A 21,600-nucleotide genomic window follows, 5' to 3' on the forward strand; every position below is an offset into this window, starting at 1 on the left:
TTCAGCGCTTTATAGAAAAGCGCTGCAGGCGTCTTTTTGTTAAAGACCATGCCCCCTGTGTGCTACGTAATATCCGCAATGTTCCCGCAAACCCCCCTCGCTATCATGGCCCGTCATTCACAGGAGAGACCCATGAAAACAACGCTGAAACTTGCATTGATCGCTGCGGCCGCAGCCACCGCTTTTGGCGCCAGCGCCCAAGACTATCCCGCCAAGGACAAGACCGTCACCATCGTGGTTCCCTTTGCTGCGGGCGGCCCCACCGACCGCGTGGCGCGCGACCTGGCCGAAGCACTGCGCAAGCCCCTGGGTGCTACTGTGGTGGTGGACAACACGGCCGGCGCCGGCAGCTCCATCGGTGCAGCCCGCGTAGCCCGCGCCGCGCCGGACGGCTACACACTGCTGCTCAACCACATTGGCATGTCCACCATGCCCGCGCTGTACCGCAAGCTGTCGTTCAGCGTGCCCAACGACTTTGAATATCTGGGCATGGTCAACGATGTGCCCATGACGCTGATCGCTCGGCCCACCATGCCTGCGAACAACTTCAAGGAACTCACCGCCTGGATCCAGCAGAACAAGGGCAAGATCAACCTGGGCAATGCCGGCCTGGGCGCTGCGTCGCACCTGTGTGGCCTGATGTTCCAGAGCGCCATGCAGGTGGACATGACCCCCGTGCCGTACAAGGGCACGGCCCCCGCCATCACCGACCTGATTGGCGGCCAGATCGACCTGCTGTGCGACCAGACCACGAACACCACGCCACAGATCGAAGGCAAGAAGGTCAAGGCCTACGCCGTGACCACGCCCAAGCGCCTGACCACCCCGGCTCTGAAGGACCTGCCCACCCTGGCGGAGTCGGGCCTGAAGGACTTCAACGTCAGCATCTGGCACGGCCTGTACGCGCCCAAGGGCACGCCAGCTCCCGTCGTGACCAAGATCAACGAAGCCCTCAAGCTTGCACTGAAGGACCCCGAGTTCATTAAGAAGCAAGAAGGCCTGGGCGCGGTGGTCGTCACCGACAAGCGCATGGAGCCCGCCGAGCACAAGAAGTTTGTACAGGCCGAAATCGACAAGTGGGGCGCTGTGATCAAGGCTGCAGGCACCTACGCAGACTGATCAGTTTTTCCCTTCCGGTCATTGATGGAATAGCCGCCTCGGCCTTGGCCGAGGCGGCTTTTTTGTGCCTGCCATCGAGCTCGGCGCCACCACCTTGGGGTAATCCATCTGCACGGATCGCGCCGCGCCGCGTAAAAAGCTTTGCATGCATACGAAACACCTGCGAAAGGACGCCCCCGCGATGACAACACGCCCCCATCCACGCCGCCGCACCGTTGCGGCACTGGCCTGCGCCGCCCTGGGTTGCGCTGCCCTGCTGCCCCTTGCGCACGGCCAACAACAAGCCAGCACCTGGCCCACCAAGCCCGTGCGCATCGTGGTGCCCTTCGCCCCCGGTGGCACCACCGACATCCTGGCGCGCGCCATGGCACCCGAACTCTCGCGCGCGTTTGGTCAGCAGTTCATTGTGGACAACCGCGCCGGTGCTGGCGGGAATGTGGGCGCCGACATCGTGGCTAAGTCACCGGGGGACGGCTACACGCTGCTGATGGGCACCGTGGGCACGCACGGCATCAACCGCGCGCTGTACGCCAAGCTGCCCTACGACCCCATCAAGGACTTTGTCCCCGTCACGCTGGTGGCTGCGGTGCCCAATGTGATGGTGATGAATGCCGACAAGGCCAAGGCCCAGGGCATCGCCAACGTGCAGGATTTCATCCGCGTCGCCAAGGCCAGCCCCGGCAAGATGAACATGGCCTCCAGCGGCAACGGCACATCGATCCATCTGGCAGGCGAGCTGTTCAAGAGCATGACTGGCACCTTCATGCTGCACTTGCCCTATCGGGGTTCCGGCCCCGCGCTCATGGACATGGTGGCGGGCAACGCCGACGTGATGTTTGACAACCTGCCTTCGTCGATGGCGCAGATCAAAGCGGGCAAGCTCACGGCCCTGGCCGTGACCAGTTCAGAGCGCTCCAGCGCCCTGCCCGACGTTCCCACAGTGGAGCAGGCCGGAGGCCCGACCCTCAAGGGCTACGAGGCCAGCTCCTGGTTCGGCCTGCTTGCCCCGGCGGGCACGCCCCAGGACATCGTGAACCGCATCCAGCAGGAGGTGGCCAAGTCACTGGCCACCCCGGCGATGAAAGAACGGCTGGTGGCGCAAGGCGCTATTCCGGGTGGCAATACACCCGCCGAGTTTGCCAAACACATCGACAACGAACACAAGAAGTGGGCTCAGGTGGTGAAGGCGTCGGGGGCGAAGGTGGACTGACCTCTTGCCGTGGTGACGGGCCTGCGGGTCAGCCCGTGATGGCTGCCTGCGCGGGCTGCAGGCGCTTTTCACCCGTGGCAAACGAGGCGCGCTCGATGCGCCCGTTCAAGACTTCATACACGCACAGCATCTCCAGCGTCCCCAGGCCCTCGGGAAAATTGCGCGTGATCAATTCGCAGTCCACCACCACATTCGCCATCACCGTGCGCGACAGTAGCCGTGCATGCAGGTCGGGCTCGGCAAAGCGCGCCAGAAAGCGTGGACGCATTTCGGCATGCCCTTGCGCAAGCCGTTCTCCGTGGAGGACAAACTGCTGCGCGTCTTCGGCGTAGGTCGCGAGCAGGGCGTCGATGTTCTTGGCGTTGTAGGCGTCCAGCTGAGCCTGGACGACGGCCAGCGGAGAAAGGTCGCGGGTCATTGGAGGGTTGCACCAGAAAGAAGAAACCTGCAGGGGGCTGCCGTGAAGATGCGCCGCGAACGAAGCTGCCCGCAACCCACTGGCTCAAAAGACGAGGCGCTACACGCCCCAGACCACGTCCACATCCGCCGCCGCACTGCGCTTGAGCATGTCGATCAGCGGTGCCACCCGCTGCCGCAGGCGCACGGCCTCAGCGCGGTCTTCCGCACTGGCCTCGTCCTCTCCACCCGCGTCTGCGGACGCCTGCTGAGCCTCTTCGGACGCCACGGCGGACTCCAGCGCAGCGATGGCGGCAGGGATCTGGGCGGCCGTCACGATGCCGCTGGCACCGGGTGTCTTGCCCATGATGGTCACCACCTGGCGGCCCTGCGGCTCCAGCATGATCAGATCGGCTGCGGCGCGGGATTTGAATTTGTAGAGCATGGAGAAGCGTTTTCGTGGAAGAAGCAGACTCAGCTGCGGTAGATGTAATCGCGAATGAACGGATAGCCTGATTGTGCGCCGGGCATGGCCCCGGTGGCCACATCTCCGTCAGGCTTGATGGCCAGCATCTGGTGCAGTGCCATCCAGCCACGCTCAAACCCCAGGGCACTGCCCGCAAGATACAGGCGGTACGCACGCAAGACCTTATCACCCGGCTGCGCCCCACCCTGTGCGGCCAGCACCTCACGGGCCGCAGGCAATTGGGCTTCGAGCCCGTCGGACCACGCCCACAGCGTACGCGCATAGTGTGGGCGCAGGTTCTCGGTGTCCACCATCTCCAGGCCTGCGCGGGCCATGTCGTGCAGCACCGTGCTCACATGCAACAGCTCGCCGCCGGGGAAGATGTACTGCTCGATAAAGTCACCCATGCCCGCACCCAGTTGCGCGTTGTCTGCGCCCCCCGCTGTGATGCCGTGGTTCAGCACCAGCCCTCCGGGCCGCAGCAGGCGCGCCACCGTCTCAAAGTAGCGCTGCATCTGCGCGCGGCCCACATGCTCGAACATGCCCACCGAGGCGATCTTGTCGAAGGGCTGCGCCACCTGCAGCTCGCGGTAATCCACCAGTTGCATGCGCACGCGCCCCTGCAGCCCACGCTCTTCAATGCGCCGCTGTACATGGGCGTGCTGGTTGCGCGACAGCGTGATGCCTGTGGCATCCACGCCGTAGTGCTCGGCCGCCCACAGCAGCAGGCCACCCCAGCCCGCGCCAATGTCCAGAAACCGGTCCCCCGGTTGCAGCTGCAGCTTGCGGCAAATGTGGTCGAGCTTGGCCTCCTGCGCCTGGGCCAGCGTCAGGTCTGGGGACCGGTAGTACGCACACGAATACACGCGGCGCGGGTCCAGCCACAGCGCGTAGAAGTCGTCCGACAGGTCGTAATGGAACTGCACATGGCGCGCGTCATGCGCCAGCGTGTGCACCGCCATCGACCGCGCGCGTGCCAGCACCCGCTGCCACCAGCCGTGGTGCTGGTCGCGGGCCGGGTCGCGGGTCAACAGGCCCGCAGCGGCGGCCATCAGGTCGCGCATGCCGCCTTCCAGCGCCACGCGCCCCTCGACGATGGCAGCCCCCACATTGCCGATCTCGCCCGTGGCCAGCGCCACCAGCGCCATGCGGTCACGAAAGCGCAGCGTTACAGCAGGCTCGGGCGCGCCCAGTTGCTGGCCCGCAGGCAACTGGACGGCCATCGGCACCGGCAGGGCCGCGAGCCGCCCCTCCAAGGTGTGCAGCAAGTGCTTCATGCGGCGCATCTTGAGAAATTTGCTGCACTGCGTCAACACCCCGCGATGGCATCAGGGGTTTCGCCGGGAAGGCCCCATTGACAGCATTTTGTTTAAGCCTAAACTATTTTGGCATGAACATCCTTTGCATTGGCGGTGGGCCCGCCGGTCTCTACTTCGCCCTGCTCATGAAGCAGCAAAACCCCACGCACCGCGTCACGGTGGTCGAACGCAACCGGCCGTTCGACACCTTCGGATGGGGGGTGGTGCTGTCGGACCAGACGCTGGCCAACCTGCAGGCGGCCGACGCGCCCACGGCCGCGCTCATCGGCGATGCGTTCAACCACTGGGACGACATCGAGGTGTTTTTCAAGGGCCGCAGCGTGCGCTCCACGGGCCACGGCTTCTGCGGCATCGGCCGCAAGCGGCTGCTCAACATCCTGCAGGACCGGTGCCTGGCGGTGGGCGTGGAGTTGGTGTTCGAGACCGATGTGGCCGACGACCAGGCGCTGGCCGCCGAGTACAACGCCGACCTGGTGATCGCCAGCGACGGCCTCAACAGCCGCATCCGCACGCGCTACGCCACCACCTACCAGCCCGACATCGACCTGCGCGAATGCCGTTTCGTCTGGCTGGGCACTCACAAAAAACTCGACGCTTTTACGTTTGCTTTCGAGCAAACGGAGCATGGCTGGTTCCAGGCGCATGCCTACCAGTTCGATGCCGACACCTCCACCTTCATCATCGAGACACCCGAAGCGGTGTGGAAGGCGCACGGTCTCGACCAGATGGAGCAGCCCGAGGCCATTGCATTCTGCGAAAAGCTGTTTGCCAAATACCTGGACGGCAACGCGCTCATCAGCAACGCCACGCACCTGCGCGGCTCGGCCAACTGGATCCGCTTCCCGCGCGTGATCTGCAACACCTGGGTGCACCGCGAGACCATCGGCGGGAAGCAGGTGCCCATCGTGCTGATGGGTGACGCGGCGCACACCGCACATTTCTCGATTGGCAGCGGCACCAAGCTCGCGCTCGAAGACGCCATTGACCTGGCCAACGAATTCGCCACGGGCTTGCCGATTGACGAGGTGCTGCAGCACTATGAAGCGCGCCGCAGCGTGGAGGTGCTGAAGATCCAGAACGCCGCGCGCAACAGCACCGAGTGGTTTGAGAACGTGGCGCGCTACGCCGGCATGCCCGTGGAGCAGTTCACGTACTCACTGCTCACGCGCAGCCAGCGCATCAGCCACGAGAACCTGCGGCTGCGCGATGCCGCGTGGCTGGAGGGCTATGAGGCCTGGCTCGCGGGTGGCAAGGCCGCGATTCCGCCCATGCTCACGCCCTTCACGCTCAAAGGCCTCACGCTCAAGAACCGCATCGTCGTCTCGCCCATGGCCACCTACAGCGCGGTCGAGGGCGTGCCGCAGGACTTCCACCTGGTGCACCTGGGCGCTAGGGCCCTGGGCGGCGCCGCGCTGGTGATGGTGGAGATGACCAGCCCCACGCCCGAGGGCCGCATCACCCCCGCCTGCCCCGGCCTGTGGAACGACGCACAGCAAGCCGCCTTTGCGCGCATCGTGAACTTTGTGCACGGCAGCAGCACGGCCAAGATCGGCCTGCAGCTGGGCCACAGCGGCCCCAAGGGCTCGACCCGCGTCGGCTGGGAAGGCACGGATGAGCCGCTGGACGCGGGCAACTGGCCCCTGCTGGCCGCGAGCCCCCTCGCCTACGGCGCGCAGAACCAGACGCCTGCCGCCATGACCCGTGCCGACATGGACCGCGTGACCGCCGCCTTTGTGGACAGCGCCCGCCGCGCCATGGCCTGCGGCTTTGACTGGCTGGAACTGCACTGCGCGCACGGCTACCTGCTGGCCAGCTTTATCAGTCCCGCCACCAACCACCGCACGGACGAATACGGCGGCAGCCTGGACAACCGCTGCCGCTACCCGCTGGAAGTGTTCACTGCTTTGCGCGCCGTGTGGCCCGCCGACAAGCCGATGAGCGTGCGCATCTCCGCGCACGACTGGCTCCCCGATGGCAACACCGCCGACGACGCCATTGCCATCGCGCGCTTGTTCAAGGCCGCAGGCGCGGACCTGATCGACGTGTCCTCCGGCCAGACCACGCGCGACTCGCGCCCCGTGTACGGCCGCATGTACCAGACACCGTTTGCCGACCGCATCCGCAACGAGGTGGGCATTGCCACCATGGCGGTGGGCGCTATCACCGAAGCCGACCATGCCAACAGCATCGTCGCGGCCGGCCGCGCCGACCTGTGTGCCATTGCGCGCCCCCACCTGGCCGACCCGGCCTGGACATTGCATGCCGCCGCGCAGTTGAGCCCCCAGGCCGCAACGCACACCGACTGGCCTGTGCAATACCACAGCGGCCGCGACCAGATGCTGCGCGAGATTGCCAAGCAAAAGCAGATGGCCGCGCTGACCGCACCGGCGCAGGAATCCAGCAAACCCGCAGCCATCGAGTAAGCCACCATGGACCTCGAAGCCCGCCTGCACGGCGCCGCCCCCAGCGAACATCCCGAGGCCCTGCGCCTGTGGCTGCGCCTGCTCACCTGCACCCAGCTCATCGAAAAGCAGGTACGCAGCCACCTGCGCGCGCAGTTCGACACCACGCTGCCGCGCTTCGACCTGATGGCGCAACTCGAACGCGCGCCGGACGGCATGAAGATGAAGGAGCTCTCGCGCCGCATGATGGTGACCAGCGGCAACATCACCGGCATCACCGACCAGCTCGTGGCCGAAGGGCTGGTGGAGCGCATGGACGTGGAGGGCGACCGCCGCGCGTACCTGGTGCGCCTCACGCCGCAAGGCCGCGAGCAGTTCAACACCATGGCGCGCCAGCACGAGCAATGGATCGTCGAGGCCTTCGCCGCGCTGGGCGAGCGCGACATCGCCACCTTGTACCGCCTGCTGGGCAAGGTCAAGGAACACACACAAAACAACTCTTTGGAGACAGCCGAATGAAGCACTACATCGGGGCGAGCAACCCCATGCGCGAGCAGTTCAACCCAGAGGCCCGCTACGTGGCCGAGCATTTCGCGTGGAGCTTCGATGCTGGCGTGGGCACCGTCACGCTCAACCGGCCCGACCGAAAGAACCCGCTCACCTTCCAGAGCTATGCCGAGCTGCGCGACTTCTTCTACGCGCTGCGCTTTGCCACCGACGTGAAGGCCATCGTGGTCACCGGTGCGGGCGGCAACTTCTGCTCGGGCGGCGACGTGCACGAGATCATCGGCCCGCTGACCACCATGACCATGCCCGAGCTGCTGGAGTTCACGCGCATGACGGGCGATCTGGTCAAGGCCATGCGCGCCTGCCCGCAGCCCGTGCTGGGCGCCATCGACGGCATCTGCGCCGGCGCAGGCGCCATGATGGCGCTGGCCTGCGACATGCGCTACGGCACCGAGGCCACCAAGACCGCCTTCTTGTTCACCCGCGTGGGCCTGGCCGGCGCCGACATGGGCGCTTGCGCACTGCTGCCGCGCATGATCGGCCAGGGCCGCGCCAGCGAGCTGCTGTTCACCGGCCGCGCGATGACGGCACACGAAGGCCTGGCCTGGGGCTTTTTCAACGACCTGTACGAAAGCGCCGATCTGCTCGCCAACGTGCAGGCCACGGCGCGCGCGCTGGCCGATGGCCCCACCTTTGCCCATGGCATGACCAAGACCATGCTGAGCCAGGAGTGGAGCATGACCATCGAACAGGCCATCGAGGCCGAGGCGCAGGCGCAGGCTATCTGCATGCAGACGGAAGATTTCCGGCGCGCGTACGAGGCGTTTGCCGCCAAGCAGAAACCCGTCTTTCAGGGAGATTGAACGGATGCACATCGCTACGCCCCCCGCACCCTGCCCGCCCCCGACGGCGCACCTGGCCCTGCCCTTCTTCGACGACGCCCACCGCGCGCTGGCCGAGGGCCTGGTGCCCTGGGCCGCTGCGCAAGCGGTCGATGAAACCGATGACCGCGCCGCCTGCCGCGACTGGGTGAAGCGCCTGGGCGCAGGCGGCTGGCTGCGCTACTGCGTGCCGGCCGCACACGGCGGCGCTCTGCCCGCACTGGACTCGCGTGCGCTGGTGCTGCTGCGCGAGACACTGGCCTACCACTCGCCGCTGGCGGACTTTGCGTTTGCGATGCAAGGACTGGGCAGCGGTGCGATCACGCTGGCGGGCAGCCCCGCGCAGCAGGCGCACTACCTGCAAGGCGTGGCGCGTGGCGAACTGATTGCTGCGTTCGCGCTGAGCGAGCCCGAGGCTGGGTCAGATGTGGGCGCTATGCAAACCATAGCTTCCAGCACAGATTCGACTAGCGCTACAGGCACTTTTTGCTTGAACGGCACCAAAACCTGGATCAGCAACGGCGGCATCGCCGACTTCTACTGCGTGTTCGCCAAGACCAACCCGAGCGGCGGCACGCGCGGCATCAGCGCTTTCATCGTCGATGCGAACACGCCGGGCCTGGACGCCTCGCGCCATATCCATGTGATGGCGCCCCACCCGCTGGCCACGCTGCAGTTCACCAACTGCAAAGTGCCTGCCACCGCGCTGCTGGGCGAGGAGAACGGCGGCTTCAAGCTGGCCATGCGCACGCTCGACATCTTCCGCGCATCGGTCGCCGCTGCCGCTCTGGGCATGGCGCGCCGCGCGCTGGCCGAGGCCGTGCACCACGCCCGCCAGCGCCGCATGTTCGGCCAGACGCTCGCGGACTTCCAGCTCACGCACGCCAAGATCGGCGAGATGGCCGCGCTGGTGGACAGCGCCGCGCTGCTCACCTACCGTGCGGCCTGGTTGCGCGATGAAGGCGAGAAGCGCGGCGGCACGCGCGTCACGGCTGAAGCAGCCATGGCCAAGATGACCGCCACCGAAAACGCCCAGCGCGTGATCGACATGGCGCTGCAGCTGCACGGCGGGCGCGGCGTGGAAGTGGGCAGCAAGGTCGAATCGCTGTACCGCGACATCCGCTCGCTGCGCATTTACGAAGGCGCGACCGAAGTGCAGCAGCTCATCATCGGCAAGGCCGTTCTGCAGGAGTAATCGCATGAAAGCCCCCTCCGCCCAGCCCGACCACTTCGTGCACGACCGCTTGCCGCCGCCCGAGGCCTGGCCCACACTGCGCTACGACCTGCCCGAGCTGCAGATCGCCAACCAGGCCAACCTGGTGCAGGCGCTGTTCGACCAGGCCGAACGTGCGGGCCACATCGACCGCCCCCTGTTGCGCGGCCCGCACCGCACGTATACCTACCGCGACGCCCGCACCGAGGCCGCGCGCATTGCCGAGGTACTGACGCAGGACCACGGCCTCGTGCCCGGCAACCGCGTGCTGCTGCGCGGCGGCAACACGGTGGAGATGGCGCTGGCCTGGCTGGGTACCGTCTACGCGGGGCTGGTGGCGGTGGCCACCATGCCGCTGCTGCGCGCGGTGGAGCTGGGCAGCATCATCGACCGTGCCCAGCCCACGCTGGCGCTGTGCGACGGCCGCCTGCTGGCCGAGCTGCAAGCCGCGCAGACGCAGCACCCCGTGCTCGCCACCATCGTGCCCTTCCACACAGCGCCAGATGCGGCCGACCTGCTGCAGCGCGCGCAGGGCAAACCCGGCACAACGCCGCCCTGCCCCACGTCGGCCGACGACATCGCGCTGATGGCCTTCACCTCGGGCACCACCGGCGCGCCCAAAGCTGCCGTGCACACCCACCGCGACGTGCTGGCAGGCTGCGAGGCCTGGCCGCGCCATGTACTCAAGGCCACGCCCGATGACATCGTGGCGGGCTCGCCGCCCCTGGCGTTCACCTTTGGCCTGGGCGGCTTGCTGGTGTTTCCGATGTGGGCCGGGGCCAGCGTGTACTTTCCGGACCAGCCCTATACGCCCGAAACCATGGTGCGGCTGATGCGCGATGCGGGCGTGACCATCTGCTACACCGCCCCCACCTTCTACCGGCAGATGGCACCCTTTGCCAAGCAGATCGGCCTGCCCCAGCTGCGCACCAGCGTGAGCGCGGGCGAGGGCCTGCCGGACGCCACACGCCAGCTGTGGAAGGAGGCGACCGGTCTGGACATGACGGACGGTATCGGCGCCACGGAGATGTTCCACATCTTCATCTCGTCGGCGGGCGGCGAAAGCCGCGCAGGCGCCATCGGCAAGGTGGTCCCCGGCTACACCGCCAAGGTGGTGGACGACGAGGGCCATGAAGTGCCACGCGGCACCGTGGGCAAGCTCGCGGTGATCGGCCCCACGGGCTGCAAGTACCTCGACGACCCGCGCCAGGCCAAGTACGTGAAGGACGGCTGGAACTACCCGGGCGATGCGTTCACGCAAGACGCTGACGGCTACTTTTTCTACCAGGCACGCGATGACGACATGATCATCACCGCCGGCTACAACGTGGGCGGCCCTGAGGTGGAAGACGCCCTGCTGCGCCACCCGGCCGTGGCCGAGTGCGGCGTGATCGGCGTGCCCGACGAGGAGCGCGGCATGGTGGTCAAAGCCATCTGCGTCTTGAAGCCCGGCCACACAGGCGATGCCGCCATGGTCAAGACGCTGCAGGACCATGTGAAAGCCACCATCGCCCCGTTCAAATACCCGCGCGTGGTGGAGTTTGTGACCGCCCTGCCGCGCACCGAAACCGGCAAGCTGCAGCGCTTCAAGCTGCGCCAGGGCGCGGTGCCGGCACCTTCTTCTTCAACAAAAACAACATGATGAAAAACACCCTTTTGCAGCCCGAAGGCTGGGTCACCCCCAAGGGCTACGCCAACGGCGTGGCCGCGCGCGGCACCATGGTCTTTACCGGCGGCCAGATCGGCTGGAATGCGCAGCAGCAGTTTGAGAGCGATGACTTCATCGACCAGACGAGGCAGACGCTGCTGAACGTGCGGGCGGTGCTGGAGGCTGGCGGCGCGGGCCCCGAGCACCTGGTGCGCCTGACCTGGTACGTGACCGACCGCAACGAATACAACAGCCGCTTGAAGGAGCTGGGGGCGGTCTACCGTGAGGTGCTGGGCAAGAACTTCCCGGCGATGGCCTGCGTGCAGGTGGCGGGGCTCATGGAAGAGCGCGCGAAGATCGAGATTGAAGCAACCGCTGTAATCCCGGACTGAGCTTTTCCAGCCACCGCTGCAGCGCTTGCCCGTACAGAATGAACGCCAGCGCCGCCCCAATCAACGGCAGCGCGGCAAACACCCAGCCCGTGAGCAGCTCGCCGCCCAGCGCCACGCCCACCAGCAGCGCCACCGCAGGGTTCACAAACGAATAGCTGCCCGCCAGCGCCGCCGACGTGTTCTGCAGCAGCCACAGATACGCATTGAGCGCCACCAGCGTGCCAAACACCAGCAGATAGACCCACGCCGCCCACGACTTGGCAGTGACTTGGCCCAGGGCGCTCAACGGCTCAAACCACAACGCCACCACCAGCCCCATGGCGCCCCCCGCAAACCACTGCGCGGCCGATGCCATGGCGGGCGCGGGTAGCGACAGCTTGCGCGATGCATACGAGCCCACACTCCAGCACAGAGGTGCACCAAAGGCCAGCAGCGCACCGAGCCAGGTGGCTGAAAAGTCGCCCTCCAGCGCTAGCAGCAGTGCGCCCACCACGCCCAGCGCCAGACCGATCCAGCTGGTGAAGGGCACCCGCTCGCCGCCCCAGCGCGACCACAGCGCCAACCACATCGGCATGGTGGTGACCACCGTGGCCATCAGGCCCGAGCCAATGCCCAGCTTCTGCGCAAAACCCATCAGGTTCATGGCCAGAAACACCATGCAGCCGCCCACCACCGTCGAGTTGCGCCATTGCACCCACGTGGGCAATGCATGGCCTTGCCACAGCGCAATCAGCAGCATCACCCCCCCTGCACACAGAAAGCGGATCGCATTCATCAGCAGTGGCGGCATGCTCTGCAGCGCAATACCAATGGCGAAATAGGTAGTGCCCCAGACGACGTAGACCAACAGCAGTGCCATGGCCACCGCCCCTTTGCGCTGTGCGCGGGCTTGCGCATTGAAAATTGCCGGCATATTCTTCACCTGACCGAATAATTTATGGAAACCGCAAGGTTTTCGGAATTTTTACCAAAATCGAGCGGCTATGCAAGCAAATATTCAGACAGATGACATGGACGCCAGAATTATTTCGGCGCTAGGCGCCGATGGGCGACGTTCCTATGCCGATGTGGGGGCCGAAGTGGGACTGTCCACCGCCGCCGTGCACGAGCGCGTGAAGAAGCTGCTGGACAAGGGCGTGATTCGCCGGTTTTCGATCAGCGTGGACCCGGAGCGCGTGGGGCTGAACTTCACCGCGTTTGTGGCGATCCGCAACGATGGCGGCGCGCACTGCCGCGACATTGCGCCGCGCCTGCGCGGTATCCCCCAGGTGGAGGAGTTGCACAGCGTGGCTGGCGAGCACGACTTCCTGGCCAAGATCCGCACCACGCACGCGCGCGGGCTGGAGGACGTGCTCTACCAGATCAAGGCGATTCCCGGCGTGGCGCGCACCACGAGCACCGTGGTCCTGAATACCGAATTCGAGGACCGGCCGCTGGACCTGGGCTGGGTGAATGGCGACAAGGGAGGTTGACGCGCGGGGGCTGCCTCGGCTTGGTCGCGCGGCTTTTTACGCAGCCACCGGGGCAAGTTCAGCCGCAGCGGCAATAGCCGCTGGAGCTGGTGCCAGCCGCTGCACCAGCGCCATGTAATAGCCCAGCGGGGGCGTGACCAACCCCGGCACCTTGGCGTGGTCGTCATAGCGGCGCAGACGGATGGCCTCCTGCGCAAAGGGCTGGGCCGCAAACTGCATCGCCTCTTTCGGCGTGAAGGGCCCGCCTTGCAGCACCAGGCTGTGTTGCGATGCGGGCGACAGTGTCTCCCAGTACCCCGGCTCCATGGTGCACAGGTAGCGCTTGGCATCCACATGCAGGCGTATGGGCTCCAGCACTGCGTCGGGCAGCAGGCCCCGCAAGAACGGGATGGCCATGTACTGGTGCAGGTCGTCCTGCTCGGCCGAGTCGCCCCCGGGCGCCAGCAGGTGGCCCAAGTCGTGCAGCAGGGCCGCGACGACAGTGGCCGGGGTTTCACCCGATTTTTCGGCCCACTGCGCGCACTGCAGTGCGTGCTCCAGCTGGCTGACCGCCTCGCGGCCGTACTGGTTCACGCCCCGGGTAGCGAGCAGGTGGGCAATGTCTTCAAGGCTCAATGCCATGGTGTGCTCCTTGTCAGACCAGTGCCTTGCGGATGCGGGCCGACACCAGGTCGATCACACTCACCGTGACCACGATGATGAGCATGACCGCGCAGGTCTCGGCGTACTGGAAGCCCCGGATGATTTCCCACAGCACCACCCCAATGCCTCCAGCGCCCACCATGCCCACCACCGAAGCCGAACGCACGTTGGCCTCGAAGCGGTACAGCGTGTACGAGATCCACAGCGGCATGACCTGCGGGATCACGCCATAGATGATTTCGTGCAGTGCGCTCGCACCGGTGGAGCGGATGCCTTCCACGGGCTGCGGGTCAATCGCCTCCACGGCTTCGGAGAACAGCTTGGCCAGGGTGCCCGAGGTGTGAATCCACAGCGCCAGCACGCCCGCAAAAGGCCCCAGGCCCACGGCCACCACGAACAGCATGGCAAACACCATTTCGTTGATGGCGCGGCACGCGTCCAGTACGCGGCGCACCGGCTGGTACACCCACCAGGGCACGATGTTGGACGAGGCCAGAAGTGCCAGCGGCACGGCGGTGACCACCGCCAGCGCCGTGCCCCACAGCGCGATCTGCAGCGTGACCAGCATCTCCTGCACATAGATCTGCCACTGCGCAAAATTGGGCGGAAAGAACTCCGCCGCATAGCTGACCATGTTGCCCGAGTCGTTCCACAGATCGAGCGGGCGCATGTCGGCGCCCTTCCAGGACGCCGCCAGCAACACCAGCAGGATGCCCCACGACAGGTACCAGGCCAGGCTGCGCTTGGGCGACGTAGTGCTGGCCAGTGTGGCCAGCGATGGATTCAAAGCAGAGGACATGGAGACACCCGGGCCGCAACAAGAAACCTACGAATTACTTCAACGACGCCAGCTGCTGGTCGATCTCGGCCAGGCGGGTCTTCTTATCGGCATCGGCCAGCGTCGCGTCGGCCTCGATCTTGTTGCGCTTGCCGAAGAGGTCCAGCTGACGGATGGGGGTGAGCTGTGCGTTCGTTGATGGCTTGAAGCCCGAGAGCTTGGAGATCTTCATCACGATCTCCTTCTCGCGCGCGTCGGTCTTGGCGTAGTTGTAGAAGAAGTCGCGGATCTTGGTCTTGGTGGCCTCGGGCAAGTCCTTGCGCATCACCAGCGGGTCCAGCGGAATCAGGGGCGAGGTCCAGACGATCTTGATGTCCTTGAACTTCTCGGGCTGGCGCTCCTTGATCTTCTCCAGGTTCTCGCTGTTGTTGGTGGCCACATCCACCTGCTTGTTGGCCACGGCCAGCGCGTTGGTCTCGTGGTTGGCACTGCGCGTGATCTTGAAGTGCGTCTTCGCGTCGATCTTGTTCTGTGCAAAGGCGTAGTAGCCGGGCACCAGGAAACCCGAGGTGGAGTTGGGGTCGCCGTTGCCAAAGCTCAGCGACTTGCCGTTCTTTAGCACGTCATCCAGGGTGGCCAGGGGGCTGTCCTTGTGCACGATGAGGTGCGAGTAGTAGCCCTGCGTGCCGTCGGCGTTCACCATCTGCGCAAAGACTTCGCCGTTGGCGCGGTCCACGGCTTCCATGGCCGACTTGTTGCCCAGCCAGGCCACCTGCATCTTGTTGAAGCGCATGGCTTCGATGAGGCCCGCGTAGTCGGATGCAAAGAAGGCATTGATCTTCAGACCGGTCTGCTTGGCCATGTCGTCCAGCAGCGGCTGCCAGTCGGCCTTGAGGTTTTGCGAGGCCTCGGTCGAGATCATGCCGAAGTTGATGTCCTGGGCCAACGCGCCCGTGGTCAAACCCAGCCCGATCGTCAGGGCGGCACACAGTTTCTTGAACATGTTGAAAACTCCAGAGAAAGGAATTGAAAAGAAACAAAAGACCGTTCAGGCGGCCTGGACCATGGCGGGCGCCCACTGCGGGACGGGTGTTGGGGCATGCACGGGTGCTGTGGGGGCACCCGCTGCATCCGACAGAATTTCGTCGGCGTGCACGCCATACAGGCTGCGCAGCAGTGCGGGCGTGAGGGCCGCCGAAGGGCCGTCGTACACCACCTGGCCGTGGTGCAAGGCCACCACGCGGGGGCAGTATTTGATGGCCACATCCACCTGGTGCAGCGACACGATGACAGTGCAGCGGTCCTCGCGGTTGATGCGCGCCAGGATGTCCATGACCTTGCGCGAGGACTCCGGGTCGAGCGACGCGATGGGTTCGTCGGCCAGCACCACCTTGGCGCCCTGCACCAGCGTGCGGGCAATGGCCGCGCGCTGCTGCTGCCCGCCGGACAGGGTGGAAGCACGTTGTGCATGGCATTCGGCAATGCCCACGCGGTGGAGCGCTTCCAGCGCCAGTGCGCGCTCCTGCGGCTTGAACATGCGCAGCCAGCCGCGCCACCAGGGCGTGCGGTGCAGAAGACCCACCAGCACGTTCATCAACACCGGCAAGCGGTCCACCAGGTTGAACTGTTGGAATACAAAACCCACCTGCGAACGCACCTTGCGGATGTCGCTGTGGATGCGCCCGCCCTGCTGCACGCAGCGGCCGTCCACCTCGATCAGCGAATCGCTGGCCGCATCGGCCACCACTAGGCCCGCCACATGACGCAGCAGTGTGGACTTGCCCGAGCCCGAGGCACCAATCAGCGCCACCATCTCGCCGCGCTGCACGGTGTGGTTGATGTCGCGCAGGGCGTGTTTGCCGTTGGCGAAATGCTTGTTCAGTTGGTGAATGTGCAGTGCGGCAGTCATGGCAGCCTCCTGATGGGTTAAGTCGTCTAGACAACCGGAGTGTGGTTGCGGGGCGTGACAGTGCTTTGACAGTTGAGAGAAGTTTGGATGTCAGAGGTGGCCCTAGAGCACCCTTTGCCCTTCGCGCCACACCCCACGCACCACGGCCTGGTAGCCGCCATCGGGCAACTCCGCCATGTGCACCTGCACCAGGTCGGCCCGCAGGCCCGTTGCCAGCTCGCCGCGGTCCGCCATGCCCGCAGCCCTGGCGGGGTTGCGGGTGACGGTGGCCACGGCCTGCGGCAAGGGCAGGATGTCTTCCTGCACCAGCCGCATCACCGCGCTCAGCAGGCTGCCGGGCACATAGTCGGACGAGAGGATGTCCAAGAGCCCCCGGCGCGCCAGGTCGGCCGCCGCCACGTTGCCCGAATGCGAACCACCGCGCACCACGTTGGGCCCGCCCATCACGGTGAGCAAGCCACGTTCGTGCGCGGCCTGGGCTGCGGCCAGTGTGGTCGGGAACTCCGACATCGCGGCCCCTTCGGCATGGGCCTGCTTCACATGGGCCACCGTGGTGTCGTCGTGGCTGGCCAGCGAGATGCCGTGCGTGCGGCAGTAATCCACAAAGTACGCACGGTGTGGCTCGGCGTACTGCGCCTGCAGCGTGGCAGCGTGCGCCACCTGGCGCTCGAATTTCTCGGCGCTCCAGCCCTTCTTGCCGGTGTAGTAGGTGCGCGCCTGCTCGATGTTCTCCCACTGGCGCTGACCTGGGGTGTGGTCCATCAGTGAGATCAACGACAGGCGCGGGTGCCCGTGGAACGGCTCGAACAGGTCGATGGTGTTGGGCGCAGGCAGCTCGCAGCGCACATGCAGGTGGTGGTCGGCACGCAGCAGGTTGCGCTCGGTGCAGGTGTCGATGGTGTCGAGCACGCGGTTCCAGGCGCTGCCACGCAGGCTGTCCACGTCGGCCTCGCCCACGCCCAGCGCGTCGAGCACTGTCGTGATGCCTGCGGCCGCAATCTCGGCGTCGTGCGCCAGCAGTGCGGGCATCTCGGCCCATTGCACCTTGGGTCGCGGCATCAGGTGGCGCTCGAAGTTGTCGGTGTGGATTTCGACCAGCCCGGGCAGCAGGTAGTCGCCCCCCAGGTCGATGCCTTGCAGGGCCGCAGTGGCCCCGCTGTCCAGCGACGCAATGCGCCCGCCCTCCACCTGCAGGCTGCCCTGCACCACTTCGCCTGGCAGCACCATGTGGGCGTTCTTGAACACGGTTGCATTCATGCCGATGCTCCCCGGAAGTCACCCACGTTCACGCGGCGCGTGGCCACGGCAGTGCCGACCTGTGCGTCGTGAAAGATGCCCACCAGGGCCGCGCCGCGCGCTACGGCCTCGCGAATCATGGCAATCACCGTTTCAGTGTTGGCCGCGTCGAGCGATGCGGTGGGCTCGTCCAGCAGCAACAGAGGCTTGGGCTTGATCATGTTGCGGGCGATGTTGATGCGCTGCTGCTCCCCGCCGGAGAACGTGGCGGGCGGCAGGTGCCACAGCCGCTCAGGGATGCGCAGGCGGGTCAGCCATTGGCAGGCGGCCTCGCGTGCGGCCTCGATGCCCGCTGGATCGTCGCCGGCGTCTTCCGCCAGTGGCTCGGCCACCACGTCCAGCGCCGACACGCGCGGGATGACCCGCAGAAACTGGCTCACATAGCCCACGGTGTCGCGCCGCAGCTGCACCAGCGCACGCGGCGTGGCCTGCGTCACATCCACCACGGCGCCATCGGCCGAGCGCACGGTGATGCTCCCTGCATTGACCCGGTAGTTGGCGTAGATCATCTTGAGCAGCGTGCTCTTGCCCATGCCCGAGGGGCCGTCCAGCACCACACATTCACCGGGCTGCACGGCCAGGTCCACGTGGGCGAGCACGGGCAGTTCAATGCCGTTCTGGTGGTGCAGGGTGAAGCGCTTGGCCACTCCTTGCATCTGGAGAATGGGCGCAATGGAAGGTTGGTTCATGGCTGCAGTACCGAAGAAACGAGGAGCTGGGTGTAGGGGTGTTGCGGGTCGTCGAGCACCTGGTCGGTCAGGCCCGCCTCCACCACGCGGCCGCGTTGCATGACCACCATGCGGTGGGCCAGCAGGCGTGCCACGGCCAGGTCGTGCGTGACCACAATGGCCGCCAACTGCATCTGCCGCGTGAGCTGGCGCAGCAGGTCCAGCAGGCGCGCCTGCACCGACACATCCAGGCCCGAGGTGGGTTCGTCCATGAACACCAGGCGTGGCTGCGTGACCAGGTTGCGGGCAATCTGCAGGCGCTGGCGCATGCCGCCCGAAAACGTGCGTGGTGCGTCGTCGATGCGCGCGGCATCGATCTCCACACGCTGCAGCCATTCCGTGGCCGTGGCGCGCAGGCGGCCATAGTGGCGCTCGCCCAGGCCCATCAGGCGCTCGCCCACGTTGGCACCGGCGGATACATCCATGCGCAAGCCGTCCGCCGCGTTCTGGTGCACAAAGCCCCAGTCGGTGCGCGCCAGCAGGCGCTGCTGCGCTTCTGTCATGGCGTAGATGTCCTGCAGCTCGCCGCTGCGCTGGCGGAACTGCACCGTGCCTTCGTCCGGGGCGCTGCGTGCTGCAATGGCGTTGAGCAGCGTGGACTTGCCGGAGCCCGACTCGCCCACCACGGCCAGCACCTCGCCGGGCCACAGGTCAAAGGACGCGCCTTGCAGCGCCACGCGGTCGCCATAGCGCTTGCTGACGTTGCGCACGCTCAGCAGCGGCGCAGAAGGTTCGGGGTGATTCATGTGAGGGTCTCGACAACAAAGCTCAGGCCATGCTGCGCAAAGCCCAGGGATTCATAGAAGGCATGCGCGCCCTTGCGGCGGGCGTTGGACGAGAGCGCGAGCTTGTAGCAGCCCGCGTCGCGCGCCTGCTGCATGGCGTGGGCCATCATCTGGCGGCCAATGCCTCGGCCTTGCTGGTCCTGTGCCTCCACCACGTCTTCCACGATGGCCGAGGGCGTGCCCCGATGCGCCAGGTTGTGCATGACGAGCAGCGCATAGGTGCCCACCACGGCGCCGTGCTGCGCGGGGTCGCAGGCCACCCACAGGCGGTAGCTGGGGTAGCGGGCGAACTGGGAACATACGGCCTGGGCTTCTTCCAGGGTCAGCACGTCGGCCGGGCTGTCTTCAATGGCGGCATACAGCACCAGCACGCTCTCCAGGTCGGCCTGCCGGGCTTCGCGAATGTGCACGGCGCTCATGCCGCGCCGCCTTCCACCTGCGCCGTTTCGGCCTGCTGCGCCTGGCGCTCGTGGCAGTAGTCCGAATCGGAACAGACATGCATGCGCCCGCCCTGGTCGTCGGTGATGACCTCGTCCAGAAAGCTGTCGGTGGCGCCACACAGCGCGCAAGCAGCATCCCAGCGCTGCACCTCGAACGGGTGGTCCTCAAAACCCAGGCTCTCCACCGGCGTATAGGGCGGCACGGCATAGATGCGCTTTTCGCGGCCCGCGCCAAACAGCTGCAGCGCGGGGTTCATGTGCATCTTGGGGTTGTCGAACTTGGGGATGGGCGACGGCGCCATCACATAGCGGCCGTTGACCAGCACGGGGTAGTCGTAGGTGGTGGCAATGTGGCCGTAGCGCGCGATGTCTTCGTAGAGCTTGACGTGCATGAGCCCGTACTCGGCCAGGCCATGCAGAGTGCGCGTTTCGGTCTCCCGCGGCTCCAGGCGCTGCATGGGCTCGGGCACTGGCACTTGGTAGACGATGACCTGGCCTTCGGCCAGCGGTGTCTCGGGGATGCGGTGGCGCGTCTGGATCAGCGTGGCCTCGCGCGTGCGGGTGGTGGTCGCCACGGCCGTGGTGCGCTCGAAGAAGCGGCGGATGTTGACCGCGTTGACCGTGTCGTCCGATCCCTGGTCGATGACCTTGAGGCAGTCCTGCGGGCCGATGATGGAAGCGGTGACCTGGATGCCGCCCGTGCCCCAGCCATAGGGCAGCGGCATTTCGCGGGAGCCAAACGGCACCTGGTAGCCGGGGATGGCCACGGCCTTGAGGATGGCGCGGCGGATCATGCGCTTGGTGCGCTCGTCCAGGTAGGCAAAGTTGAAGTGGCCGTCCACCGGTGCGGCGTCGGCGGGCAAGCCCATCACGGCGGGTTCCATGGGCGCGTTCATGCGGCATCCTTCTCGGCGGGGGGGGGTGGGGTGGGCGGCAGCGGCGCGCATCTTGCGCACCAGCTCCAACTCGGACTGAAAGTCCACGTAGTGCGGCAACTTCAGGTGCTGCACGAAGCCAGACGCCTCCAGGCTGTCGCTGTGGCCCAGCACAAACTCCTGCATCTGCGCGGGCGACTCCACCGGTTCACCCAGCTCATCGGCACGCAGGGCTCGGTCCACCAGGCTCATCGCCATGGCCTTGCGCTCGCTGTGGCCAAACGCCAGGCCGTAGCCGCGCGTGAACTGCGGGGGCTGGCTCTTGCTGCCCGCAAACTGGTTCACCATTTCGCATTCGGTGATCTCGATATCACCGATGTCGATGGCAAAGCCCAGCTCTTCGGGTTCGATCTCCACTGCCACCGTGCCCAGGCGCACCTCACCCACAAACGGGTGCGAGTGCGAGTAACCGCGCTGCGTGGAATACGCCATGGCAAGCAGGAAGCCCTCATCACCGCGCGCCAGGTTCTGTAAGCGGGTGGCGCGGTTGGCAGGGAAGCGCAGTGGCTCACGGGTCAGGTCTGTGGGGGCGGGGTCGCCCGGGGGCACGGGGCGGGTTTCGATCAAGCCTTCCTGGTTGAGCAGGTCCACTACGCGCGGCGTGGGGCCGGGTGGCACCGCAGCTGCCGCAGCGGCAGGCGGCGCCACCGGGCCTTCGGCCAGCAGCTTGAAGTCGAGCAGGCGCTGCGTGTAGTCGTAGGTGGGGCCCAACACCTGGCCGCCCGGCAGGTCCTTGAAGGTGGCGGAGATGCGCCGGTCCAGCACCATGCGGCTGGTGTCCAGCGCGCAGGTGGTGCCCAGGCGCGGCAGAGTGGCGCGGTAGGCGCGCAGCAAAAAGATAGCTTCCACCAGGTCGCCTGCTGCCTGCTTGATGGCAAGGGCCGCAAGCTCGGGGTCGTACACCGATCCCTCGGTCATGACGCGGTCCACCGCCAGCTTGAGCTGCTGGCGGATCTGCGCTACCGAGAGTTCAGGCTGTGCGGCATCGCCCCTGCGCTGGCGGGCCAGCAACTGGTAGCTGTTGAGAATGGCAGCTTCTCCGCCTTTGACGGCTACGTACAT

At 66.1% G+C, this 21,600-nt stretch carries 22 protein-coding genes and 1 pseudogene; 9 read left to right on the top strand and 14 right to left on the bottom strand.

Annotated features, from left to right (window positions below):
* The first annotated feature begins 132 nt into the window (after nucleotides 1-132).
* Both ACQ4MJ_RS18480 and ACQ4MJ_RS18485 read left to right on the top strand, forming a co-directional pair.
* A complete protein-coding gene (locus ACQ4MJ_RS18480) occupies nucleotides 133-1,119 on the top strand; it encodes a tripartite tricarboxylate transporter substrate-binding protein (RefSeq protein ID WP_055400007.1) in 987 nt (328 codons plus the stop codon).
* A 181-nt stretch (nucleotides 1,120-1,300) separates the two neighbouring features.
* Nucleotides 1,301-2,329 carry a Bug family tripartite tricarboxylate transporter substrate binding protein gene (locus ACQ4MJ_RS18485; RefSeq protein ID WP_121507721.1) on the top strand — a complete coding sequence of 343 codons (1,029 nt, stop codon included), beginning with the start codon at nucleotides 1,301-1,303 and terminating at the stop codon, nucleotides 2,327-2,329.
* Nucleotides 2,330-2,357: 28 nt separating this feature from the next.
* Here the strand turns inward: ACQ4MJ_RS18485 and ACQ4MJ_RS18490 are convergent, their stop codons facing one another.
* The 3 genes from ACQ4MJ_RS18490 to ACQ4MJ_RS18500 form a co-directional block, all read right to left on the bottom strand.
* Nucleotides 2,358-2,747 (bottom strand): nuclear transport factor 2 family protein, encoded by a 390-nt coding sequence (locus tag ACQ4MJ_RS18490; protein WP_431151700.1) that lies wholly within the window; start codon nucleotides 2,745-2,747, stop codon nucleotides 2,358-2,360.
* Nucleotides 2,748-2,846: 99 nt separating this feature from the next.
* A complete protein-coding gene (locus ACQ4MJ_RS18495) occupies nucleotides 2,847-3,170 on the bottom strand; it encodes a DUF1840 domain-containing protein (RefSeq protein WP_121422116.1) in 324 nt (107 codons plus the stop codon).
* Nucleotides 3,171-3,199: 29 nt separating this feature from the next.
* Nucleotides 3,200-4,468 carry a class I SAM-dependent methyltransferase gene (locus ACQ4MJ_RS18500; RefSeq protein ID WP_431151699.1) on the bottom strand — a complete coding sequence of 423 codons (1,269 nt, stop codon included), beginning with the start codon at nucleotides 4,466-4,468 and terminating at the stop codon, nucleotides 3,200-3,202.
* Nucleotides 4,469-4,581: 113 nt separating this feature from the next.
* Between ACQ4MJ_RS18500 and ACQ4MJ_RS18505 the strand changes: the two genes are divergently transcribed.
* Genes ACQ4MJ_RS18505 through ACQ4MJ_RS18530 form a run of 6 tightly spaced genes read left to right on the top strand, consistent with a single transcriptional unit; the run spans nucleotide 4,582 to nucleotide 11,553 of the window.
* A complete protein-coding gene (locus tag ACQ4MJ_RS18505) occupies nucleotides 4,582-6,933 on the top strand; it encodes a bifunctional salicylyl-CoA 5-hydroxylase/oxidoreductase (protein ID WP_431151698.1) in 2,352 nt (783 codons plus the stop codon).
* Between the two features lie 6 nt (nucleotides 6,934-6,939).
* Entirely contained in the window at nucleotides 6,940-7,431 is a 492-nt protein-coding gene (locus ACQ4MJ_RS18510; RefSeq protein ID WP_431151697.1) for a MarR family winged helix-turn-helix transcriptional regulator, read from the top strand.
* Nucleotides 7,428-8,282 carry an enoyl-CoA hydratase family protein gene (locus ACQ4MJ_RS18515; protein ID WP_431151696.1) on the top strand — a complete coding sequence of 285 codons (855 nt, stop codon included), beginning with the start codon at nucleotides 7,428-7,430 and terminating at the stop codon, nucleotides 8,280-8,282. Before ACQ4MJ_RS18510 ends, ACQ4MJ_RS18515 begins: the two co-directional genes overlap by 4 nt.
* A 4-nt stretch (nucleotides 8,283-8,286) precedes the next feature.
* Complete coding sequence (locus tag ACQ4MJ_RS18520; RefSeq protein WP_431151695.1) at nucleotides 8,287-9,495, top strand: acyl-CoA dehydrogenase family protein; 1,209 nt, start codon at nucleotides 8,287-8,289, stop codon at nucleotides 9,493-9,495.
* 4 nt (nucleotides 9,496-9,499) lie between these two features.
* Nucleotides 9,500-11,155: an AMP-binding protein gene (locus ACQ4MJ_RS18525; RefSeq protein ID WP_431151694.1), complete on the top strand. Its 1,656-nt coding sequence runs from the start codon at nucleotides 9,500-9,502 to the stop codon at nucleotides 11,153-11,155.
* Nucleotides 11,155-11,553 (top strand): RidA family protein, encoded by a 399-nt coding sequence (locus ACQ4MJ_RS18530; RefSeq protein ID WP_055400021.1) that lies wholly within the window; start codon nucleotides 11,155-11,157, stop codon nucleotides 11,551-11,553. The genes ACQ4MJ_RS18525 and ACQ4MJ_RS18530 overlap by 1 nt, the downstream gene beginning before the upstream one ends.
* Here ACQ4MJ_RS18530 and ACQ4MJ_RS18535 read toward each other — a convergent pair.
* Nucleotides 11,498-12,466 carry an EamA family transporter gene (locus ACQ4MJ_RS18535; RefSeq protein WP_431151693.1) on the bottom strand — a complete coding sequence of 323 codons (969 nt, stop codon included), beginning with the start codon at nucleotides 12,464-12,466 and terminating at the stop codon, nucleotides 11,498-11,500. The genes ACQ4MJ_RS18530 and ACQ4MJ_RS18535 overlap by 56 nt on opposite strands.
* A gap of 97 nt (nucleotides 12,467-12,563) precedes the next feature.
* On the opposite strand from ACQ4MJ_RS18535, the gene ACQ4MJ_RS18540 reads away from it, so the two are divergent.
* Nucleotides 12,564-13,025, top strand: a complete 462-nt coding sequence (locus ACQ4MJ_RS18540) for an Lrp/AsnC family transcriptional regulator (RefSeq protein WP_056059735.1) — start codon at nucleotides 12,564-12,566, stop codon at nucleotides 13,023-13,025.
* A gap of 36 nt (nucleotides 13,026-13,061) precedes the next feature.
* On the opposite strand, the gene ACQ4MJ_RS18545 is transcribed toward ACQ4MJ_RS18540, so the two are convergent.
* The 10 genes and pseudogenes from ACQ4MJ_RS18545 to ACQ4MJ_RS18590 all read right to left on the bottom strand — a co-directional run.
* Complete coding sequence (locus tag ACQ4MJ_RS18545; RefSeq protein ID WP_431151692.1) at nucleotides 13,062-13,646, bottom strand: phosphonate degradation HD-domain oxygenase; 585 nt, start codon at nucleotides 13,644-13,646, stop codon at nucleotides 13,062-13,064.
* 13 nt (nucleotides 13,647-13,659) lie between these two features.
* A complete protein-coding gene (phnE, locus tag ACQ4MJ_RS18550) occupies nucleotides 13,660-14,466 on the bottom strand; it encodes a phosphonate ABC transporter, permease protein PhnE (protein WP_431151691.1) in 807 nt (268 codons plus the stop codon).
* 34 nt (nucleotides 14,467-14,500) lie between these two features.
* Complete coding sequence (gene phnD / locus ACQ4MJ_RS18555; protein WP_055399982.1) at nucleotides 14,501-15,448, bottom strand: phosphonate ABC transporter substrate-binding protein; 948 nt, start codon at nucleotides 15,446-15,448, stop codon at nucleotides 14,501-14,503.
* 45 nt (nucleotides 15,449-15,493) lie between these two features.
* Nucleotides 15,494-16,354, bottom strand: a complete 861-nt coding sequence (gene phnC, locus ACQ4MJ_RS18560; protein ID WP_431151690.1) for a phosphonate ABC transporter ATP-binding protein — start codon at nucleotides 16,352-16,354, stop codon at nucleotides 15,494-15,496.
* 102 nt (nucleotides 16,355-16,456) lie between these two features.
* Nucleotides 16,457-17,611: an alpha-D-ribose 1-methylphosphonate 5-triphosphate diphosphatase gene (locus ACQ4MJ_RS18565; protein ID WP_431151688.1), complete on the bottom strand. Its 1,155-nt coding sequence runs from the start codon at nucleotides 17,609-17,611 to the stop codon at nucleotides 16,457-16,459.
* Nucleotides 17,608-18,339, bottom strand: coding sequence for a phosphonate C-P lyase system protein PhnL (phnL, locus tag ACQ4MJ_RS18570; RefSeq protein WP_431151687.1), 732 nt, complete (start codon nucleotides 18,337-18,339; stop codon nucleotides 17,608-17,610). Before phnL ends, ACQ4MJ_RS18565 begins: the two co-directional genes overlap by 4 nt.
* Nucleotides 18,336-19,124, bottom strand: coding sequence for a phosphonate C-P lyase system protein PhnK (phnK, locus tag ACQ4MJ_RS18575; protein WP_055399975.1), 789 nt, complete (start codon nucleotides 19,122-19,124; stop codon nucleotides 18,336-18,338). Before phnK ends, phnL begins: the two co-directional genes overlap by 4 nt.
* A complete protein-coding gene (locus ACQ4MJ_RS18580; protein ID WP_431151686.1) occupies nucleotides 19,121-19,582 on the bottom strand; it encodes a GNAT family N-acetyltransferase in 462 nt (153 codons plus the stop codon). The genes phnK and ACQ4MJ_RS18580 overlap by 4 nt, the downstream gene beginning before the upstream one ends.
* Nucleotides 19,579-20,499 (bottom strand): alpha-D-ribose 1-methylphosphonate 5-phosphate C-P-lyase PhnJ, encoded by a 921-nt coding sequence (locus tag ACQ4MJ_RS18585; protein ID WP_146870138.1) that lies wholly within the window; start codon nucleotides 20,497-20,499, stop codon nucleotides 19,579-19,581. Before ACQ4MJ_RS18585 ends, ACQ4MJ_RS18580 begins: the two co-directional genes overlap by 4 nt.
* 33 nt (nucleotides 20,500-20,532) lie before the next feature.
* Nucleotides 20,533-21,600: pseudogene (locus ACQ4MJ_RS18590) on the bottom strand (carbon-phosphorus lyase complex subunit PhnI); the annotation flags it as partial.

Origin of the sequence: Acidovorax facilis, assembly GCF_050626955.1 — a bacterium.
GTDB classification, from domain to species: domain Bacteria; phylum Pseudomonadota; class Gammaproteobacteria; order Burkholderiales; family Burkholderiaceae_C; genus Acidovorax; species Acidovorax facilis.

What these genes read in the sequence shown, in the direction of transcription:
- ACQ4MJ_RS18480 (WP_055400007.1), top strand. Translation starts at nt 133, where the DNA reads ATGAAAACAACGCTGAAACTTGCATTGATCGCTGCGGCCGCAGCCACC.
- ACQ4MJ_RS18485 (WP_121507721.1), top strand. Translation starts at nt 1,301, where the DNA reads ATGACAACACGCCCCCATCCACGCCGCCGCACCGTTGCGGCACTGGCC.
- ACQ4MJ_RS18490 (WP_431151700.1), bottom strand. Translation starts at nt 2,747, where the DNA reads ATGACCCGCGACCTTTCTCCGCTGGCCGTCGTCCAGGCTCAGCTGGAC.
- ACQ4MJ_RS18495 (WP_121422116.1), bottom strand. Translation starts at nt 3,170, where the DNA reads ATGCTCTACAAATTCAAATCCCGCGCCGCAGCCGATCTGATCATGCTG.
- ACQ4MJ_RS18500 (WP_431151699.1), bottom strand. Translation starts at nt 4,468, where the DNA reads ATGAAGCACTTGCTGCACACCTTGGAGGGGCGGCTCGCGGCCCTGCCG.
- ACQ4MJ_RS18505 (WP_431151698.1), top strand. Translation starts at nt 4,582, where the DNA reads ATGAACATCCTTTGCATTGGCGGTGGGCCCGCCGGTCTCTACTTCGCC.
- ACQ4MJ_RS18510 (WP_431151697.1), top strand. Translation starts at nt 6,940, where the DNA reads ATGGACCTCGAAGCCCGCCTGCACGGCGCCGCCCCCAGCGAACATCCC.
- ACQ4MJ_RS18515 (WP_431151696.1), top strand. Translation starts at nt 7,428, where the DNA reads ATGAAGCACTACATCGGGGCGAGCAACCCCATGCGCGAGCAGTTCAAC.
- ACQ4MJ_RS18520 (WP_431151695.1), top strand. Translation starts at nt 8,287, where the DNA reads ATGCACATCGCTACGCCCCCCGCACCCTGCCCGCCCCCGACGGCGCAC.
- ACQ4MJ_RS18525 (WP_431151694.1), top strand. Translation starts at nt 9,500, where the DNA reads ATGAAAGCCCCCTCCGCCCAGCCCGACCACTTCGTGCACGACCGCTTG.
- ACQ4MJ_RS18530 (WP_055400021.1), top strand. Translation starts at nt 11,155, where the DNA reads ATGAAAAACACCCTTTTGCAGCCCGAAGGCTGGGTCACCCCCAAGGGC.
- ACQ4MJ_RS18535 (WP_431151693.1), bottom strand. Translation starts at nt 12,466, where the DNA reads ATGCCGGCAATTTTCAATGCGCAAGCCCGCGCACAGCGCAAAGGGGCG.
- ACQ4MJ_RS18540 (WP_056059735.1), top strand. Translation starts at nt 12,564, where the DNA reads ATGGACGCCAGAATTATTTCGGCGCTAGGCGCCGATGGGCGACGTTCC.
- ACQ4MJ_RS18545 (WP_431151692.1), bottom strand. Translation starts at nt 13,646, where the DNA reads ATGGCATTGAGCCTTGAAGACATTGCCCACCTGCTCGCTACCCGGGGC.
- phnE (WP_431151691.1), bottom strand. Translation starts at nt 14,466, where the DNA reads ATGTCCTCTGCTTTGAATCCATCGCTGGCCACACTGGCCAGCACTACG.
- phnD (WP_055399982.1), bottom strand. Translation starts at nt 15,448, where the DNA reads ATGTTCAAGAAACTGTGTGCCGCCCTGACGATCGGGCTGGGTTTGACC.
- phnC (WP_431151690.1), bottom strand. Translation starts at nt 16,354, where the DNA reads ATGACTGCCGCACTGCACATTCACCAACTGAACAAGCATTTCGCCAAC.
- ACQ4MJ_RS18565 (WP_431151688.1), bottom strand. Translation starts at nt 17,611, where the DNA reads ATGAATGCAACCGTGTTCAAGAACGCCCACATGGTGCTGCCAGGCGAA.
- phnL (WP_431151687.1), bottom strand. Translation starts at nt 18,339, where the DNA reads ATGAACCAACCTTCCATTGCGCCCATTCTCCAGATGCAAGGAGTGGCC.
- phnK (WP_055399975.1), bottom strand. Translation starts at nt 19,124, where the DNA reads ATGAATCACCCCGAACCTTCTGCGCCGCTGCTGAGCGTGCGCAACGTC.
- ACQ4MJ_RS18580 (WP_431151686.1), bottom strand. Translation starts at nt 19,582, where the DNA reads ATGAGCGCCGTGCACATTCGCGAAGCCCGGCAGGCCGACCTGGAGAGC.
- ACQ4MJ_RS18585 (WP_146870138.1), bottom strand. Translation starts at nt 20,499, where the DNA reads ATGAACGCGCCCATGGAACCCGCCGTGATGGGCTTGCCCGCCGACGCC.